The organism is Xenococcus sp. PCC 7305, assembly GCF_000332055.1.
Lineage (GTDB): Bacteria > Cyanobacteriota > Cyanobacteriia > Cyanobacteriales > Xenococcaceae > Xenococcus.
Genome location: NZ_ALVZ01000101.1, coordinates 1 through 18234, shown reverse-complemented (window position 1 = coordinate 18234; position 18234 = coordinate 1). Strand labels below are relative to the sequence as shown.

General features: G+C 38.5%; 14 protein-coding genes and 1 pseudogene. 10 read left to right on the top strand and 5 right to left on the bottom strand.

Annotated elements, in window-relative coordinates; genetic code table 11:
• Positions 1-239 precede the first annotated feature (239 nt).
• Positions 240-803 (top strand): zinc ribbon domain-containing protein, encoded by a 564-nt coding sequence (locus tag XEN7305_RS04310; RefSeq protein WP_006508127.1) that lies wholly within the window; start codon positions 240-242, stop codon positions 801-803.
• Between the two features lie 68 nt (positions 804-871).
• Positions 872-1639, top strand: a complete 768-nt coding sequence (locus XEN7305_RS04305; protein ID WP_006508126.1) for a proteasome-type protease — start codon at positions 872-874, stop codon at positions 1637-1639.
• Between the two features lie 77 nt (positions 1640-1716).
• On the opposite strand, the gene XEN7305_RS04300 is transcribed toward XEN7305_RS04305, so the two are convergent.
• Positions 1717-3342, bottom strand: a complete 1626-nt coding sequence (locus XEN7305_RS04300; RefSeq protein ID WP_006508125.1) for a radical SAM protein — start codon at positions 3340-3342, stop codon at positions 1717-1719.
• 243 nt (positions 3343-3585) lie between these two features.
• Between XEN7305_RS04300 and XEN7305_RS04295 the strand changes: the two genes are divergently transcribed.
• Complete coding sequence (locus XEN7305_RS04295; RefSeq protein ID WP_006508124.1) at positions 3586-3876, top strand: hypothetical protein; 291 nt, start codon at positions 3586-3588, stop codon at positions 3874-3876.
• A gap of 47 nt (positions 3877-3923) precedes the next feature.
• On the opposite strand, the gene XEN7305_RS04290 is transcribed toward XEN7305_RS04295, so the two are convergent.
• Positions 3924-5972 (bottom strand): integrin alpha, encoded by a 2049-nt coding sequence (locus XEN7305_RS04290; RefSeq protein WP_006508123.1) that lies wholly within the window; start codon positions 5970-5972, stop codon positions 3924-3926.
• A gap of 209 nt (positions 5973-6181) precedes the next feature.
• On the opposite strand from XEN7305_RS04290, the gene XEN7305_RS04285 reads away from it, so the two are divergent.
• Together XEN7305_RS04285 and XEN7305_RS04280 are read left to right on the top strand one after the other, a co-directional pair.
• The gene (locus XEN7305_RS04285) at positions 6182-7969 is read left to right on the top strand and encodes a hypothetical protein (RefSeq protein WP_006508122.1); all 1788 of its coding nucleotides are present in this window, start codon (positions 6182-6184) and stop codon (positions 7967-7969) included.
• A 13-nt stretch (positions 7970-7982) separates the two neighbouring features.
• Positions 7983-12392, top strand: coding sequence for a hypothetical protein (locus XEN7305_RS04280; RefSeq protein ID WP_006508121.1), 4410 nt, complete (start codon positions 7983-7985; stop codon positions 12390-12392).
• 199 nt (positions 12393-12591) lie between these two features.
• On the opposite strand, the gene XEN7305_RS29980 is transcribed toward XEN7305_RS04280, so the two are convergent.
• Positions 12592-12720 (bottom strand): hypothetical protein, encoded by a 129-nt coding sequence (locus XEN7305_RS29980; protein ID WP_255324949.1) that lies wholly within the window; start codon positions 12718-12720, stop codon positions 12592-12594.
• A 79-nt stretch (positions 12721-12799) separates the two neighbouring features.
• On the opposite strand from XEN7305_RS29980, the gene XEN7305_RS04275 reads away from it, so the two are divergent.
• Positions 12800-13135 (top strand): helix-turn-helix domain-containing protein, encoded by a 336-nt coding sequence (locus tag XEN7305_RS04275; RefSeq protein ID WP_006508120.1) that lies wholly within the window; start codon positions 12800-12802, stop codon positions 13133-13135.
• Between the two features lie 84 nt (positions 13136-13219).
• Here XEN7305_RS04275 and XEN7305_RS04270 read toward each other — a convergent pair whose 3' ends face one another.
• A complete protein-coding gene (locus tag XEN7305_RS04270) occupies positions 13220-13561 on the bottom strand; it encodes a XisI protein (protein WP_006508119.1) in 342 nt (113 codons plus the stop codon).
• A pseudogene (locus XEN7305_RS04265) lies at positions 13549-13966 on the bottom strand (XisH family protein). Before XEN7305_RS04265 ends, XEN7305_RS04270 begins: the two are co-directional and overlap by 13 nt.
• A gap of 112 nt (positions 13967-14078) precedes the next feature.
• On the opposite strand from XEN7305_RS04265, the gene XEN7305_RS29420 reads away from it, so the two are divergent.
• The 4 genes from XEN7305_RS29420 (at position 14079) to XEN7305_RS26380 (ending at position 18099) form a co-directional block, all read left to right on the top strand.
• Positions 14079-15626 (top strand): glycosyltransferase family 39 protein, encoded by a 1548-nt coding sequence (locus XEN7305_RS29420; protein ID WP_006508115.1) that lies wholly within the window; start codon positions 14079-14081, stop codon positions 15624-15626.
• A gap of 128 nt (positions 15627-15754) precedes the next feature.
• On the top strand, positions 15755-15961 hold the full coding sequence (locus XEN7305_RS04255; RefSeq protein WP_006508114.1) for a type II toxin-antitoxin system HicA family toxin: 207 nt from the start codon (positions 15755-15757) through the stop codon (positions 15959-15961).
• Positions 15958-16170 carry a type II toxin-antitoxin system HicB family antitoxin gene (locus tag XEN7305_RS04250; protein ID WP_006508113.1) on the top strand — a complete coding sequence of 71 codons (213 nt, stop codon included), beginning with the start codon at positions 15958-15960 and terminating at the stop codon, positions 16168-16170. The genes XEN7305_RS04255 and XEN7305_RS04250 overlap by 4 nt, the downstream gene beginning before the upstream one ends.
• Before the next feature lie 366 nt (positions 16171-16536).
• Entirely contained in the window at positions 16537-18099 is a 1563-nt protein-coding gene (locus tag XEN7305_RS26380; protein ID WP_006508112.1) for a hypothetical protein, read from the top strand.
• Positions 18100-18234 lie beyond the last annotated feature (135 nt).

The window sequence follows — 18234 nt, the reverse complement described above, 5'->3', positions numbered from 1 at the left end:
CTCTCTCTTGGTGAGCGTTCCCTTGCGCCACCTACCCCTAACCCCTTCCTACAGGAAGGGGAACAATATAGTCTCTCCTTTCAGGAGAGATTTAGAGAGGTTCGGCGCGGGGTCTCACCGCTGCCCTCTGCCCTCTGCCTTCAAGGGCGAAGCCCCGTGTAAATTACTTTTGCGATTTTAAAACTCAAAAATCACTAGAATTAAGGTATAGAGAAAGTTTATGCAGAGTTGAGAATTTTATGGCTTACACAGTAAACCTGAGTGGAAATCAGCAGCTAATGATTGTTAATCAGGGAGCTCAAACTTTGATTAGCCTATTTTCAGGTAGTTCGGGACAACAACAAAGTCAAAGTAGTAGCATAACTACAGGAAAATGGAAAAGCCCACCAAAGCTTTATCAAACGACATCGGGTTTTGTGTTGCAAATCAACGGAAAACAAGCGAAGCAAAATGTTTTGATTCAAGCAACGGGGATTAATGCGATCGCGAACCCCAAGTTAAATAATGCAGTTCAAGTTAATTTGAAAAAGGTCCCCGATAGAGCCGCAAGTTCTCAGGAAAGAGAATTTAAACCGATGCCAGATCTGAAACCAATGCAACCAATGCAGCCGATGCGACCGATGAAAATGGGAAATATGTCGATGAGTATGAATCCCATGTCAATGCAAATGGGCAACATGTCATTAAATATGGAGGAAACGAAAAAATCGAAATCTACGAAGAATTTTTGTGCTCAATGCGGAGAAAAAGTTAAGCAAAGCGATCGCTTTTGTAGTAGTTGTGGTAATAAGCTGGATAATTAAAAAAATCACTCCAGTTACAAGGAAAGCAAAGTTATCTATTCCTCATCCCTCATCATTTATCCCTTAATATGACTTATTGCCTGGGCATCATAAATCAATTTGGCATTGTAGTAGCTGCCGACTCCCGAACAAATGCTGGTGTTGACCATATATCAACCTACAAAAAACTTTTTGATTTGTCTCTACCAGGAGAAAGAGCAATCATTATTTGCACCTCTGGCAATCTTTCGGTTTCCCAAGGAGTATTGACTAGGTTAAATCGCGATATTGAGAACCAGGAAAAAGTTAATTTGCACAGTCTAGGCAATATGTACGATATTGCCCAATATATTGGCAGTAAAAGCCGAGAAATTCAGGAACAAGATCGTCCTTGGTTGGAAAAAGACAATATTGATTGTAGTTGTAACTTTTTGCTGGGAGGACAAATTAAAGGGGAAGCTCCGCAACTATATTTAATTTATCCCCAGGGGAACTTTATCCAAGCGACCCAAGAAACTCCTTTCTTGCAAATTGGTGAGACTAAATACGGTAAACCTATACTAGACCGCACTATCACTTATACGACGCCTCTAGAAGCTTTGGCAAAATGTGCTTTGTTATCTATTGATTCGACAATGAAATCTAATATTTCTGTCGGTCCACCAATCAATATCCTAATGTATGAAACCGATAGTTTTGAGATCCGCAATAAGTTGGAATTGCGGCTGGGCGCTCCGTACATTGCTAAGATTCGTAAGCTTTGGGAGGAATCAGTACGTCAAGCTTTTGAAGCAATGCCAAATATTGAATGGGAACCGGAAGTGAATGATTCGGGGGAAGATATTTTAATAGACTGACATTTGGAGGGATGAGGGATAAGGGATGAGGGATGAAATTTAAGATAAGTTCATAGCATAGAGAATTTGTGTCTATTTTAATTGACCTTTTCTCCCTTAACCATACAATCCCTTGCCTCATTAAGATGTTTAACCAAAGTTTTCTCAGGCAAAGCACCTTGCAAATGACTCCAGGGTAGAATCTGATCTGTCTGCCAATCCTGATGCACGTAATAGTCTAGACTGGGAATCTCGCCGCGTAATTGCTTAAAGGCACGCTTATAACTACCGACAGAATCACCATATTCACGAGTTTGCTCTAGAAGGCGCGACAAACGGCGATCACCTCTAGAAATAAGAGCCTGAATCACCGACCAGTTATAACTTTCCGGGCGAAAATCACAACCACGTTGCCGAAGTTGTTTCTCCAAAAACTTAAGGCGTTTTTTGGCATCGGGATTAACCCCCAACCATTGAAAAGGAGTATGAGATTTGGGTACAAAAGTACTGCACCCGAGGGTAACTCGCAAGCCAGGAGCTGCTTTTTTCACATCTTCGATCATGGTGACAGTCTGCTCCACATCTTCGATGGTTTCGCCAGGAATCCCAACCATACCGTATAACTTTAAGGCTTTTAAGCCTCCAGCTTTAGCATTAATTGCGGCTTGGATGATTTCGTCATTTTCTAACTTTTTATTGACAATTCTTCGTACTTTCTCTGAACCACTTTCAACGGCAATGGTAATCGAACGGGTATCTCTTTGGGCCAAGGTATGCGCCAATTTCTCGGTAACAGTATTCGTCCTCACCGAAGCAATACTCAGACGAACATCTTGATATTGAGGTTGAGATAAATAGTCTAGGAGAGCTTCAAACTCGGGATGTTGGGTCACAGAAGCTCCTAGTAAGCCCAGGCGGTTAGTTACTTCTAGTCCTTTTGCGATCGCAGGGATTAAAGAACCTTCCAAAGATGCCGTACGAAAGGGTAAGGTGAGATAGCTCGCCAGACAAAAACGGCACATTTCGGGGCAACTACGTACCACTTCCACCATATAGATATTTTCCCAAGCAGCTAATTCGGTGACAACTGTTGAAGTTGAGAGGGTATTTCCGCGATAGGTTTGTTTCTCGACAACTGAGGGGATTTCGGGATATATGGGCGCGATCGCAGCAATTGCTCCCTGGGGATTTTCATAGGTTACTTGATACAAACTGGGAATATAAATTCCAGGAATAGTAGCTAGATGACGTAATTTAGTTGCGCGATCGCCATTTCTGACGTCTTGATAAGCATCAATAAAATTATCAAGTAAATTTTCCCCATCTCCTAGGAGAATAACATCAAAGAAATCAGCAAAGGGTTCAGGATTCGCAGTTAAGACCGTGCCGCCACCAAAAACTAGAGGATGGTTGTCATTTCTATCTTTACTATGCAGAGGAATATCTAGAGATTCGAGAAGATTAAAGATATTGATATAGTCTAGTTCCCAAGAGACAGAGAACCCCAGCAATTCAGGGTTTCGAGGGAGATTGTCTTGGATATCGGTAAATAAACGGCTTACTTGAACATCGGAGCGCAGAGCAAATTTTGACCAAACAATCTGATAACCTAGGCTAGTAATTCCAATGGTATATTCATTGGGGAAAGCAAAAATGAGGGGGATTGCATTGCTGTCTGGAGATTGGGGCGTGAATAAGAGGCGTTCGCGATCGAAAGGAGTCATAAACTAGGCATCGATAAAAATCGAATTAAATCGTGAGGGTTGAGCAATGATGAATAGATAAAAAATCTACGTGATGAATTATTTTTAGTTGCTTGACTATAGAAGCATAGATCATAGTTTGTTTCTGAGGATAATTTCAACAATTAATAATCTTGATTTAGCTCCAACTTGATTCGCTATAAGTATACGAGAAGTAAAACTTCTGTTACTCATTTATTTAGATGTTTATACAACAAGCTAATTATGGATTCTGAGTTTGTTACTAGAAAAATAAAAAAACGAGATAATCCCATTCCTTTGCTCGATCAATTAGAAAAGCTCAATAGCCTACAAAAGGATAATAGCAAGAAATATCCCTATCCCTACGACGAAAAACAAGGAATTATTCGCATTCCGAAGACAGTTGAAAAAGAGCTCAAAAAACTGATCAAAAATGGCAAGAAAATTGAAGCCATGAAGCAAGTAAGAGACTTAACAGGTTCTAGTTTAAGGGTTTCTAAGGATTATATTGATTTTCTGTCGACAATTTTTTAGTGTTCTTATGATTGATAAAGAAACAATTATTGTTAAGTCAAGCAACACTAAAGTAAAGACTCAAAAGCAATTCCTTGATCGTTAAAAACGGCTGAAAGATTAGGATCATTATTGATAAAATCCGTTTCACTTAAACCCGTTGAACTATCAGAACCGGCAAAGAGAAAAGTATTATTATCATTATTTTGGAAACGATTGAAAGGGATGCCCTTTCCTGTTCCGGCACCAAACAAATAAAATTCAGGAATATCAACACCTGCTTGATCTAAACCTTCTTTCTCCCATTGCTCTCTTTGCGCCGAACCCTCAGCAAATATGCCATTATATTCGTCGGTACTCACAAACAGAAAAGTCCCTGGAACAGCTAGACTTTGCAGACGGAAAAAAGGTAGCAAATCATCTCCTGGCACAGCACTAGCTTTAAAAGCAGGATTCCCATCCCCTTCCAAAACAAAAGTTTGATTAAAGTCGGGGTTAGCTAGAATAGCATCCCTTTCTTGCTCACCAACAAAGAGATAAGTTCCCGTACCAAAAGAAGTATTTCTAAAGCGATAAAGCTCTGTAATATCATTATTGCCAATTATTGAATCAGAACCAAACACAAGGTAGCTTTCCCCTGCTCCAACATTTCCATTAGGGTCAGCGGTGCTTGCAGCAATAATAAAATCATCAATACCGTCAGCGTTAAAATCACCTGCACTACTTACCGAATTACCCAATTGATCAACAGGATCAATTCCCTTGAGGATAAAACCATTATTGCCATCAAGAGCAGATAAATCTAAACTACTCGCAAAACCATTAGTGCTGCCAAATACCACATAGCTTTCCCCCACATTATCATTAGCAACACTTGCCCCAATAATAATGTCGTCTATGCCGTCAGCGTTAACATCTCCTGCATTACTAACCGAATCACCTGTAAAATCTCCCGCATCAATCCCATTAATGGCAAAGCCGTTAGTCCCATCGAGAGTAGATAGGTCAAAATTACGGCTAAATCCACTGTTGCTGCCAAATACTACGTAGCTTGCTCCTGCGTAAGCATTGCCATTAGGAGAAGCATAACGAGCTCCAATAATGATGTCATCAAGACCGTCACCATTAACATCTCCTGCATTGCTCACAGAAAAACCTGATCTATCAGCTGCATTAGCTCCATTGATAGTAAAACCATTATTACCATCAAGAGTCGATAAATCTAAACTACTGGCAAAAGCATTATTACTGCCAAATACCACATAGCTTTTTCCTGTGGAGAGCTCATCCGCAGAAACATTGGCAAATGGCGCCCCAATAATAATGTCGTCAAAGCCATCACCATTGATATCTCCTGCGCTACTAACAGATCTGCCAGATTGCTCCTGAGCATCGATGCCATTGAGGGCAAAACCATTACTGCCATCAAGGGTTGCTAAATCCACATTGCTGTCAAATCCAGTATTGCGGCCAAACACTACATAGCTTTGACCAGAATATACATTGAGATCGAATATATTAAATGGATCTCGATTGGGAGAAGCAGAACTAGCACCAATGATGATGTCTTCAATACCATCACCATTGACATCTCCTGCATTGCTGACGGAGTAACCAGAGCGATCGCCAAAATTAATCCCATTGAGAGCAAAACCATTGCTACCATTAAGAGTTGCTAAATCCAAACTGCTCGCAAATCCATTGTCACTGCCAAATACGACATAGCTTCTTCCTGACTCAGTTTCTGCATAGCTAGCACCAATGATCAGGTCGTCAAGGTCATCGCCGTTAATATCTCCTGCATTACTAACCACAAATTTTGGGCCAACAGTAGCATTAATGCCGTTAATTACAAACCCATTGCTACCATCAAGAGTCGCTAAATCGAAACTACTCGCAAAATTATTACTGCTCCCAAACAGGACATAGCTCTTTCCTAGACTATCTTCAGGAAAAATATTGGGATTTGCAGCAATAATGATGTCTTCAATACCATCACCATTAATATCTCCTGCATTACTAACTGAGGAGCCTGAATAGTCGTAAGTCCCAATGCCATTGATGACAAATCCATTACTGCCGTTCAGCCCAGAGAGATCAAATGTTGAGTTGTTCATTATTTATCTAGTTGATTTATGAAGCAATGTAGCCGGTATCTTCGAGTAACTACACAAACTTAATTCATCTAGTTTTTTAATGTAAACTGATGTTTTTACGGAAAAATCTACATTTTACTGCCAAATACTTTCTAATCCTTCAAAAAAGAACTTGTTATGATAGACTATCGAAAATTGACTGTAAATAAAAATTTATTGAAGTTTATAAGGTGGTGAAATATTTTCAATATCGTTTTTGGTTTGTTACTAGTATTCTTACTTCGATTTTATTTAGTCTTGCTGGATTAAAATTAGCTTTTCAAGATCCATTTATTCTTCAGGATGATGCCCGACAACATATTTTTTGGATGCAGCAATTTAGCAATCCAGACTTCTTTAAGAATGACCTGATCGCCGATTATTTTAGGTCAGTTGCTCCCACGGGATTTGTTGGTTTATATAAACTGGTAGACAATTTGGGAGTTGATATTTTTTTCTTTAATAAAATTTCTCCTTTATTTATTGGCCTAGTTACGACCATCTATTGCTTTAAGGTCTGTCTAGAAATTTTTCCCATTCCTTTTGCTGGTTTCCTGAGTACTCTGTTATTAAATCAAAATTTATGGATGCTAGATGATCTATCTTCTGGTACACCAAGAGCTTTTATCTATCCTTTATTTTTAGCTTTTATTTATTATTTATTACGTAATGATTTGTATTTATGTTTGCTAGCCATTATTTTGCAGGGTCTATTGTATCCACAAGCAGTACTAATATCGGCAACTGTTTTATTAATTAAATTAATGTCTCGCGCCAAGACGTTTATCCTCGAATGGGGGCTAAGACGCAAAGAGACGAAAAGAGCTACTAATTCATTTTATGATTACTATACATGGGATAAATCCAATATAATTGCTCTTTTGGGTTTAATTACTTCGGGATTTATCTTAGCTTTTTATGGGATGAAAACTTCTAATTATGAGCCAATTATTACTATTGAACAAGCTAAATTAATGCCAGAGTTTGCTGTTAATGGCAGAAGTGCTTTTTTTACGGACAATTTTCTTGATTTTTGGCTTTTTGAGAGAAGAAGTGGCTGGTTGCCAATTGAGTGGCAATATACCTTAATCTGTTCCTGTGGACTCATTGTTTTGTGGCTAAGACGCATTCTTGGAAAGTTTCCTCTAGTAAGCAAGGTTAATGATAAATCTCTAGTTTTATGGCAAATAATTATTGCTTCGACTATATTGTTTTTTTTGTCTCATCTACTTTTATTTAGGTTGCATTTGCCAAGTCGTTATATTCACCATAGTTTAAGACTGGTTCTGGCTGTAGTAGATGCGATCGCGATTACTATTATCTTTGATAAAATTATCAGCCACCTCAATTTCAAATATCCTCTTATCCAAAATATTTATAAATATTTAGCTATAATTATTTTAATTTTTCTACTAATCTTACCCAGCTATGCTGTACAATCCTATCCGCATCGATTAGGTTACGTCACAGGCAAAGCAACTAAACTTTATCAATTCTTACGGCAGCAACCTCCAAAATCTCTTATAGCTACTCTTAGTCACGAAGCAGATAATATTCCTAGTTTTGCCGCTCGTTCTGTCTTAGTTGCCGAAGAATATGCCATCCCTTATCACCAAGGATATTATCAACAAATTCGTCAACGAGTAAAAGAGCTCATCGCAGCACAATATAGTTTAGATCGACAAACTATAATCAGTTTGATTAATAAATATGGCATCGATTTATGGCTGCTGGACACCGACGCTTTTCAGGCTCAATATTTGCAAAATAATCAATGGTTACAGCAATTTACTCCTGAAGTAACAGAGGCAATCTCAGTCGTGGAAAGTAATCAAAAACCTGTTTTGTCACAAATGCACATGCGTCAAAACTGTACTATATTTCAAACAGAGCGTCATCTTATCTGGAAAACCGATTGTTTATTGAAATCCCTGCGCAATCAACTAGATACAGAATATTTGTCATTTTTCAATTTCTAATTTTTAATTAATTATGTCCAATGATTTTGAGCGCATTGTCAAATTAGAATTATATATTAAAGCTGCGCAACCAGAGCTAATGACTGGGTTGGATGAATTGCTGCGTTTGGGATTAATTGAAGAAGATCAAATTATTAAACTATGTCGCGAGAATTTAACCTGTACTTTGCCCGTAATAAAGCTTAAAAAAGTTGCACCACAACCACCACGCATTACTCCCCAACCGGAACCCGCGTTGGCAGAAACAGCAGCAATCGCGACAGTCGTTAAACCAAAGTTGGCCAAGAAACCAAATCTTGTTATTCAAGTTTGGCAAGCTTTTCTTGATGAGTTGAGTATTCGTTGGTTATTGTTTTTAGGAATATTTTTAGTCGTAATTTCTTCGGCTGTTTTAGCTGCTAGCAAATGGGATAATTTTCCTGCTTTTGGCCAGTATCTAATTTTATTGGCTTATACTCTGAGTTTTTGTGTTATTGGTTTTTGGTTAGGTAAACAGGATAATCTAAAATTAACATCCCAGACTTTAAAAAATGTCTCTGTTTTACTTGTCCCAATTAATTTTTGGGCGATGAGTAGCTTTGGCTTGGGATTTAATATCATCGAATGGCTAATAATTGCAGTTTCATCTATTAGTCTGACTGGGATTACCTTTTTAAAATATAAAGATAGTAACAAAATTACTCGTTTCTGGTTTATTCCCATATTTTTACTATTAAGTTACTTACATTTAGGTTGGGCAATAGATAAGTTACCTTTGGGAGCTACTTATGTCGGCATATCTGTTGTCGCGGGGAGCTATTATTGGTTGCGATCGCGAGCTTCAGAAAATTTTAAAATTACTAATTCATTATTTTTACTATCCACCTGGTTACTTTTACTCGCTAGAACCATATTTACCTATGATTCGGTCAAGAATCTTGGTTTAGCGATCGCTCTGGGAGGTTGGTTATTAGCCATTATTTACTTAAACCAAAAGCAACAAATCAATCTTGAACCAGCAGAAGAATCTTCAGCAAATATCAAGCAAGTTTTAGTTTCATTTTTTAGCAAAATATTTCAACCGATCAGCCTCATTATTATTTTATTTGCCTGGTTGGTTTCTGTTGGTGGATCGGCTTTTTGGCAAACAACGGCTATTAATATTTTGGCGATTCACCTCTTTAGTCAAACTTTGTATCTTTATTGGCGAAAACGAGATCTCACAGCAATCTTTTTTATTGGCTTACAAGGCTTATTTGTTGCCAAAGAATTAATACCCCTGGAGTTTCGGAAAAATGTCATAAACTTGGGCATTCAACTTAGTAATAATAGCTCTTTCCCCGAATCTATTTATGGCATTACGCTCTTTCCATATGTGCTTTTGTTTGTGGCAATTGCTACTTGGTTGTATCGCCAGGAAAAACCTAAGCTAGCTCGATATAGTGAATTGTTAAATCTGTTATTTGCAATTGTTCTAACTAGATTAGCTTTACATAATAGCACTTGGCTAACTTGCAATCTATTACTTTCTACTCTTACGTTGGTTTACATCAGCTATATTCGTAAACCGATTAGAATCTGGTTGATTTATTTTGCTCACGCCTTGGGATTGGTAACTATAGCTAGCGCACTAAATCTAATCTTTCCTCACCTAAGATCTCAAAGCTGGGGATACATTGCCTTACTGTTCATGACTATCGAATGGCTAATCTATCTGCGTAGGGTTGCAGTTAGAAAGTCTCGCTATGTTAAATATTGGTTTCGTAGCAGTTGGTATTTCGGATTATTGCTTGGTGTAATTAGTTACATTAGCCTGCTTTCTGTAATTGAACAAGCTAATTATGATTGGGTTTGGCTTTGGTCAGTGGCACCCTTATTTTTAACTATTATTGCGAAAAATAGTCGCGGTAAACGAAGGGAAATAGCGAGAAATTTTAGTTGGATTGCTTTATTTTGTCTGCAAGTTCTAACTTTTTGGCAACCCGAAACAAGAACGTTAGGCTTGGCTGTCGCAACAGGATTGTTAGCATTTAATACTTCTTTTTTACGATTTGATTTTTCTTTGGTTTATGCGACTCACGGATTAGGATTGTTAACCATCTGTAGCGCGATCGCCTGGCTATTTCCCTCCTTCAAGATCGAAATTTGGGGTTGTATCTTACTTGCTCTCGCAATTTTGGAATGGTTTTTGTTTATTTTCCCCATATCCCAGCCTCCCTCATCCTCAATCGATAAGTATTGGCATCGGAGTAATTGGCATTACGGTTTGCTTCTGGCGATCGCAAGTTATCTGGGCTTTTTATGGCCAATCACTGATACTCAGGCTGCCATTACTAAGTGGGGTGCTGTTTGGTTGCTAATTCCCATTATGTTGAGCGTAGTAGCGAGATACATGAAGGGAAAAACAAAAATATTTGCAGCATTCTATAGCTCTATTGCCCTGATTTTAGTTCAGTTACTAACTTTGTGGCAGCCAGAGACCAGATTATTAGGTTTAGCAGTGGCAACCATCTTAATGGTGATTAATTCCTATTACTTACGTTATGGGTTTATTGCCGCAGTCCAAATTGGTTTTGGACTATGCCTCATAACGGATTTGCTTGAAAAATATGTTAGCGATCTCAATTGGTTAATTGTCAGCGCGATCGCAGTTTGGGGTTTATATGCCGCCAGAAAATATCTGATTAGATCTTTACCGCAAGAGGCTGGGGGCAAATTCAACAGAAGCAAAATTTTCAAGAAATATATCCAAGCTGCTGATTATTGGGCGATCGCGCTTATGGCATCAGAGTTAGGACTTCTGTACTGGGCGTATCTCAAGTTTGCGAGTAGTCCGAATGCACCCATACTTATGATTGATCATTGGCAATATCTAGTTGCTGTGATTTTGATTGGTGCGGCGATCGCCTTTCGTTACTGGCGACAACCCCATGCGATCGCATTATATGGTTTTGTCGGCACAGTTGAATTAGCAGTCTCTAGTTTAATTGTTATAGTTGGCGGCAATAGTTTAGCGATCGCAACTGCGAATATCACCCTAGCTCTACTCTCTCTCTGGTTGATTAATTGGTTATCAGATAAGTCCGTTCCCATTGCAAGATTGTATAACTTACCCTTTATCCCCATCATTTATGCTGTCTTAGCAATAATTTGGCGGTTGCGACATTTCACTAGTAGTACTGGCCTAATTACTTTAGGTGCAGCCATCACAGGCATTGGCATTAGTAACTATCGGGGCAAAGACAATAAAATTCTTCGCTACATTTCCCTCGTTGGGATTACCCTGGCAATTTATGAATTGGTCATCTATCAGATGTCTCAGTTTGAGGGCGGAAACGCTGCTGATGGTTTTACAATTTGGGCTTTTGTCGCTGCTGCGATCGCTTTAATCTACCGAGTAATTGCTTTCTGGCATCGGAAACAAGGCAAAGCATCTTTTGCCAACTTTAGCCTCGAAGAAATTGTGATTACGGCAAACATTCACTGGGTAATTAGTAATCTACTTTTAATTAGCGCTGTTAACACTTTTTTCCAGACTGGCCTTGAGCCTGGTCTAACTCCTTTGGCGATCGCAATTGGTATGGTTCTCGGTTTATACGCGATCGCTCAAAGCAGATCTCCCCAATTCCCCAACTCCCCTATCTCCCCAACATCCCTGGGTGTTTATCTCGGATTAGGCGAAATAGTTGCAATCACATTTTATGCTCGCTCCATGATTAGCAAACTCAGCATATTTGATCCTTGGTGGGTTGTTCTGACGTGTGTTGTCGGACTAGTTATTTATCGAATACCCTGGCAAAAATTTGGTTGGCAAGAGAATCCTTGGCGACATTTTGCGATCGCGATGCCGATTTTCATCTCACTAGTCACGGCAGAAACTATTTCCTATTTTAGTTTAGGTATCGCTGCGCTTTTTTATCTTTATCTTGCTTACTATCAAAAAAATCTCCGCTGGAGTTATTTCAGTTTGGGATTTATCGATTGGGCGATCGCGAGATTTGCTTGGGAATATGATCTAAGGACAATCTGGTTTGCTTGTATTATTGGTCTATCGATTTTATATATTGCTCAATTTGATGCTTATTTCGTAGCTCATCGGAAGGAACAGCATTATGCGCGGCTAGCTGGTAGTGGCTTGATTTGTCTGGTGGCAATGTTTTACCAGGACACGGGAGTTATTCCTGGAGTGATCAGTGCGATCGCAATTTTTGCGGGTTTGGGATTGCGAATTCGGGCTTTTCTCTTTGTGGGAACGATTACGTTTATCTTGACTATTGTTTATCAGTTAGTGATTTTGGTTTTTACCTATTCTTTCTTGAAATGGATTATTGGGTTAATTGCTGGTATTGTGTTGATTTCGATTGCGGCTAATTTTGAGAGTAAACGCGATCGGCTGACTAATCAGTTACAGAGTTATGTAGATAGATTGAAAGATTGGCAATAAAATGTCTTGCGTTTGACAAAAACGAGTTTAATTTATTTTGCTTCCTATGGCATAACAGCAACATTAGAATTTACATAGGTTGGTTTAGAACTTTATTGATATTAGACTCACAGCTAAATATACACTTAAACCCTCAACATACATCAGAATGAAAATGCGTGATAATTTTTCTAGCTCAATTAAAAAATAGATAAAGACGTTATTCTTCAATGTTTTCTCGAACTAAATTCTCTGAAATTTCTAATCTTTGGACAATTTGTTCAATAGTTAATCCTAATTCTTGCAATAAAGGAATCGTCGCTAGTGGACGTAGGCTAAGATAAAGCAACCATTAAATTAAATGATAGTTATCGTCAAACGAGAGTAAAATTTGGGAGCAGAAAAATCAGGTTGAAGAATTCTCGCCAATGCCAAGATTAACACCTAAACCACTTCGGTTAGATGATGAGGAACGCCAAAAACTAGAAAAGCTCTTAGCTCGTCACAGCACAGGTCAACAAATTGCCAAGAGAGCCAAGATTGTTCTATTAGCAGCGCAAGGGAAAAATCACCGTCAAATATTGAGAGAACTAGGAGTGAGTAGAGAAATGGCCAGGCTATGGCGAGAAAGATGGTTAGAACTCAAGCAAAAACAGATTCCAATTAGAGAAAGACTCAAAGATGCCGAAAGACCAGGTGTGGCCACAAAATTAATGACAAGATGGCCAAACCTTTCAAGTGGACTTATAAGGGTAAAGCTTTAACTGCATAATGGTTGTCTTATTTACGCCAGCTTCCACTAGATAAATTATAACTTTGTTGTCACTATTTATTTTGATAACTTTGAATCAGACAACTGCAAATTCTGTATGTTTACGAGTTTCAGGATCATGAAAAGCCAAAACAATGTCTTCTTTTGTAATATCTTCCCCTAATAGTTCATTAGCAATCCCTTCCTCTGTCCAGTCTTCTTCAATGTAAATTTTATGATTCTTGATGCGAATGTGAGCCTGAATATTGCGGATTTTTTTCTTGTCTTCCCAACCCATCAAAAGCCAAAAATAGTGATCATGAGTCTCATCAAAAACCAAACAACTTTCTTGCTCCAAATTAGCTGAACCTGAAACCCAATCATGATATTCACTCAGTACTTTCTTAATGGTTTGACGATATTTCACTAATTTATCCATCGGGTAATTTTCTCCTTTTCCGTATCAACTACTAAAAGTAATACTTGATTCAATTTAGTTACTATTTGAATAGAATCTCGCTTAAAAAAATTATCGTAAATACTGTCTTTAATCGCTAAATAAACTTGATATTCTGGCTCGGCAAGATTAATTAAATTTCGATATAGAATATATTGCCCTAAAGCTAACTCAAAGTCTCTCATTAAAGATGGACTAATAAAACTTTTTATCTCTACTACTATCCTCCGCCCATCTTGTTCTGCTGCAATAGGCTTTTCTGCCGATAAATCCGCAAATAGTTCAGCATCTTTATACTTGATCTTGTAAGGATTCAGATGTAATTGTCCAAGAATCATTAATTAAAGCATTTTTGACCGATTCATGATAAATATCCTTTGCTGGCATCTTACTTATTAATTGTTACTTTTGATATTTTATTTACTGTCTTAATCCATACTGTCTCGCTCATACTTGATATTATGCTATCTACAGACAATGCTCATGAGATGCCGACGCAATGGTAGAAATCCCTGAAATCCCTTTTGATAAATCAACTGACAAAGATAATCAATCTAAGGCTAATCATAGTTGGTTAATTCCCGCGATCGCGCTTTTTTGTCTCGGCATTTTGACCCGTTTACCATTTCAAAGCCAGATTGTTTGGGGCGATGGGGGTAATTTCGCCCTGGCAGTAGAACATTTTGATATGCGCCTGGAACAGCCACAAATGCCAGGAATGTTTGTTCTTTTTATTGGTTTTGCTCGTTTCTTCAATCTATTTCTCCATAATCCCACCGCCAGTTTAGTAATGGTCAATGTCGTAGCTTCTGGTGTCGCAGCGGCCATGCTGTACGTTATCGGGTCAACTTGGTTCAATTCGCGAGTCGGTTGGACTGCGGCCTTACTAATGCTAACTAGTCCCATAATTTGGTTCAACGGGGAAATGGCACTATCCCATATGATCGAGTTTGCTTGGGTTGTGTTGATTGACTATGCTGCTTATCGCACTGGTTTAGGAGAGAAAAAAGCTTTATTTGGTCTGGGAATTTTAATGGGTTTGGCAGGAGGAATCCGGCCGAGTACGCCCTTTTTCCTGTTGCCCGTGGCCTTGGTCGCTACCTTTATCGGGCTGAGAACGCGGAAGTTTAATTTAGGTCATGTGACATTTGCGGTAATTATGGGGCTAATTGCGATCGCACTGTGGATGACGCCTCTGATAATCAGTACTGGGGGTTGGGACAATTATTGGTCAATAATTTGGCAATGGGTGCCGCTGCATACAGAAAGGCAAGATGCTGATTCTCTGGTCAAGTTTCTGGAAAATATTCTATTGATATTGAAAGCGGCTCTGCGCACAGTGGGCTTGGGAATGATTCCTTTGCTATGGGTTGTTGTTGCCAAAAGACCAAACTGGTTCAGAAGTTGTCGCAAAAATTGGGGCCATAGTGTAATTGCATTTTCTGTGCTCCCAGGACTGTTGTTTTTTCTCTTGGTTCATTTACGTCGTAAAGCTCAGGCAATGACCATAATGCCAGGATTTATTCTGCTGGCAGCCTTAGCGATCGTTAGTTTTAGCGAGCATATTTGGCCAGGAAAGCGACAGCGATGGGCTTTTGTTACTGCTGTGATAATTGGGTTAAATGGTCTTTTCTTCCTTTTCGGCCCTGTCGGTGTGCCAACGGCGCGGGAAATCCGTAGTTTTGATGCCAAATTTATAGAACCAATCGAATTTATCCAAGAGAATTTTGATCCTGAAACCACCGCAATTCTTACTCATCCTTTGTACAAAAGACTGGTTCCTGTGTATCTGAGAGAATATCAAGAACCCGATCTGTCTAGTCTGGTTGCTGGCGATCGCGAGAAGCCCCAAATTCTAACTTCACCTGTAGATACCTTAGTTTTGCTGGATAAGAAAATTTTCCGTAACCCAGAACAAAGTAAAGATTTTCAAAAGTTGGCTATGCCCAGCGGCAGGGAAATTCGTTATCTCACTTGGTCAAAAGATCAAGAATCACAAGTCACAACAGATTATGTCAAGTTAATATCTAAATCGGCTAATCACTAGTAATTATGATTAAAATAATAGAGTGATTATTGCATTTAATCTAAAAGAAAACCTATTAGTATTTCAGGAACTCTATCGGAATAGTAGCAGCATTGTTAAAAATCAAAGTATCGCAAGAAATATTATCGATGCCTAAAAAAATTCGGGAATTAAAAGCAATGCTATTAAAAGCTGGTTGTATTAGTGAGCCAGGCAAAGGAAGTCATACAAAATGGAAACATCCTTTAATCAATCGCAAAATTGTCTTATCTGGTAAGGATAAAGCAGATGCTAAACGTTATCAGGAAAAAGAAGTTATGCAGTTACTAATTGATATTAGAGAGGCTCAATTATGAAATCACTTTATAGCATTCTCATTCAATGGTCAGAAGAAGATCAATGTTATGTTGTTTCTATTCCTGAATTTACTGATTATTATCAGCCCGTAACTCATGGTGATAATTACGAAGAAGCTCTAAAAAATGCCCAAGAAGTTTTAGAAATGATGCTTCAAGATAATACCGATTTACCAGTACCCAATTTTTTTAGCCCTAAGTCTTCATGAAGTTTTCTTGATTTGTCAAAATTCAGGATCTAAATTGTTCTATCTTATCTTGCGATCGCGAGAATCCCCAAATTCTAACTGCACCTGTAGATAAATCGTTGGAAAAGTGAGAAATGCAAGTTGCAACAGATTATATCAAGTTAATTTATAATTGAATTATACTTGAGTTCTAATAGTATTCATAATCTGTCAAATCTGAAATGCGTTTATCGATAAATTCACTGGAAAATTGCAGAATTGAATTACGACTCAGCATAATTAATTACCTATTGCCTATCTTCTAAATTCAAATAGTAAAACCACCCATTTCCTAACCTCTTGAAGCGGAGTAGGACAGCTCGTCAATGCAATTTTGCACTATTACTTATGCTTGATATTACATTCGATTACGATTTTGATACGGAAGGCTTTTTTAGTGGAGAAGAAGGATTAGTCAGGCGGACAACTTTAGAAAAAGCAGCTAGTTTTTACGAAGATGTCATAGCAGATAGTCTATCTGCGATAAATCCAGGAAACAAAGATTCCTGGGCAGCATATTTTTTAAATCCTGCGACAGGGGAACTGCAATCTATTACTAATCTTAATATCCCTGCTGATACTATCATTATTTATGCTGGAGGCAGAGATCACGATGGCGCCCTGGGAAGAGGAGGGGCTGGTAACTATACTGTTGATGGCACGCCAGATTTTCAAGAGATTGTAGAAAGTCGTGGTCAAACAGGAGTATTGGGAAATACCGCGACCGATGTTAGCGTATGGGGCGGTTCTCTTACTTTTGACACTAATATTGTGATCGATTCAATTAATTACGATTGGCATAATAGTAGTGATTTAGCAGGATTAGAATTTGATGAGATTGATTTTTTCTCGATCGCGCTTCATGAGCTGGGACATATTTTAGGTATTGGAACTCTGCCCGCTTGGGAAAATCAAATTAGTAACAACAGTTTCACCGGAACTAATGCCTTAGAAGTCTATAGGAGAGAAAGCGATCCTGATGCAAACTCTATTCCTTTACATCCCGATGAATATAATAGTCATTGGCCACTTGACCTGACTAGCTTCACTCTAGCAGGCGATCGCCAATTTCCGGTGATGAGAGCCAGAGGTGAATTTGGCACCAGAAGCGAACTTACAAATTTAGATTACGCCGTATTGCAAGATCTTGGTTGGAAAATTGAAATTGATGCAAGTCCTGAAGTTTCCAACCCAATTCCTGATGTAATTCTTCCCGAAAATTTGGATAGTTATCTTGTTGATTTGAGCGATGTTTTTCTTGATCCTGATGATGATGAGATTACGCTTTCAGTACAAAACAATAGCAATATTGATCTCCTTGACCCTGTTATTGATGGAAGTGATTTAAACTTAAACTTTGCGGAAAATACCTTTGGTATTGCCAATATTACGATTCGGGCTACTGCCAACGGTCAATCAGTAGATGATACCTTTACCGTTACTGTCGAAGAAAATCTCCTCAAAACTCCTATCTATCGCTTTCAAAGTAATGATAACCCTGGTACCTATCTATTTGTTGGAGAAGAAGAGAAACAAAATATTAATCAAAATTTTGCCAATAGTTTTATCGAAGAAGGTCTTGCTTTTAATGCAGCGATTGAACCTGACGATGAACTCATCCCATTCTTTCGCTTTCAGAATAATCAACAACCAGGCACTTATTTGTTCGTCGGAGAACAAGAACGCAATACCATTAATAGTAACCCCAATTTCTCTAATAGTTTTACCGAAGAAGGACTTGCTTTCTATGTTTATGGTGCAGACTCAGAAGCGGGAACTGCGTTTTTCCGTTTCCAAAATTCTTTGGTGCCTGGAACTTATCTTTATGCGACAGGTTCGGAGGCAGATAATATTCGTGTCAACTTTCCCAACTTTATCGAAGAAGGTATTGCTTTTGAAGTTGATATCTAAAAGTATAGCGCTACGCGCTGGGGAATAGGGAATAGGCAACAGGCAACAGGAAAAGCAAAATCCAGAATATGCAAAGTGTTTGAAGGATTACAGTGTGATCATAATTTGTCCTAACCTAACTTCGTATTGCTATAT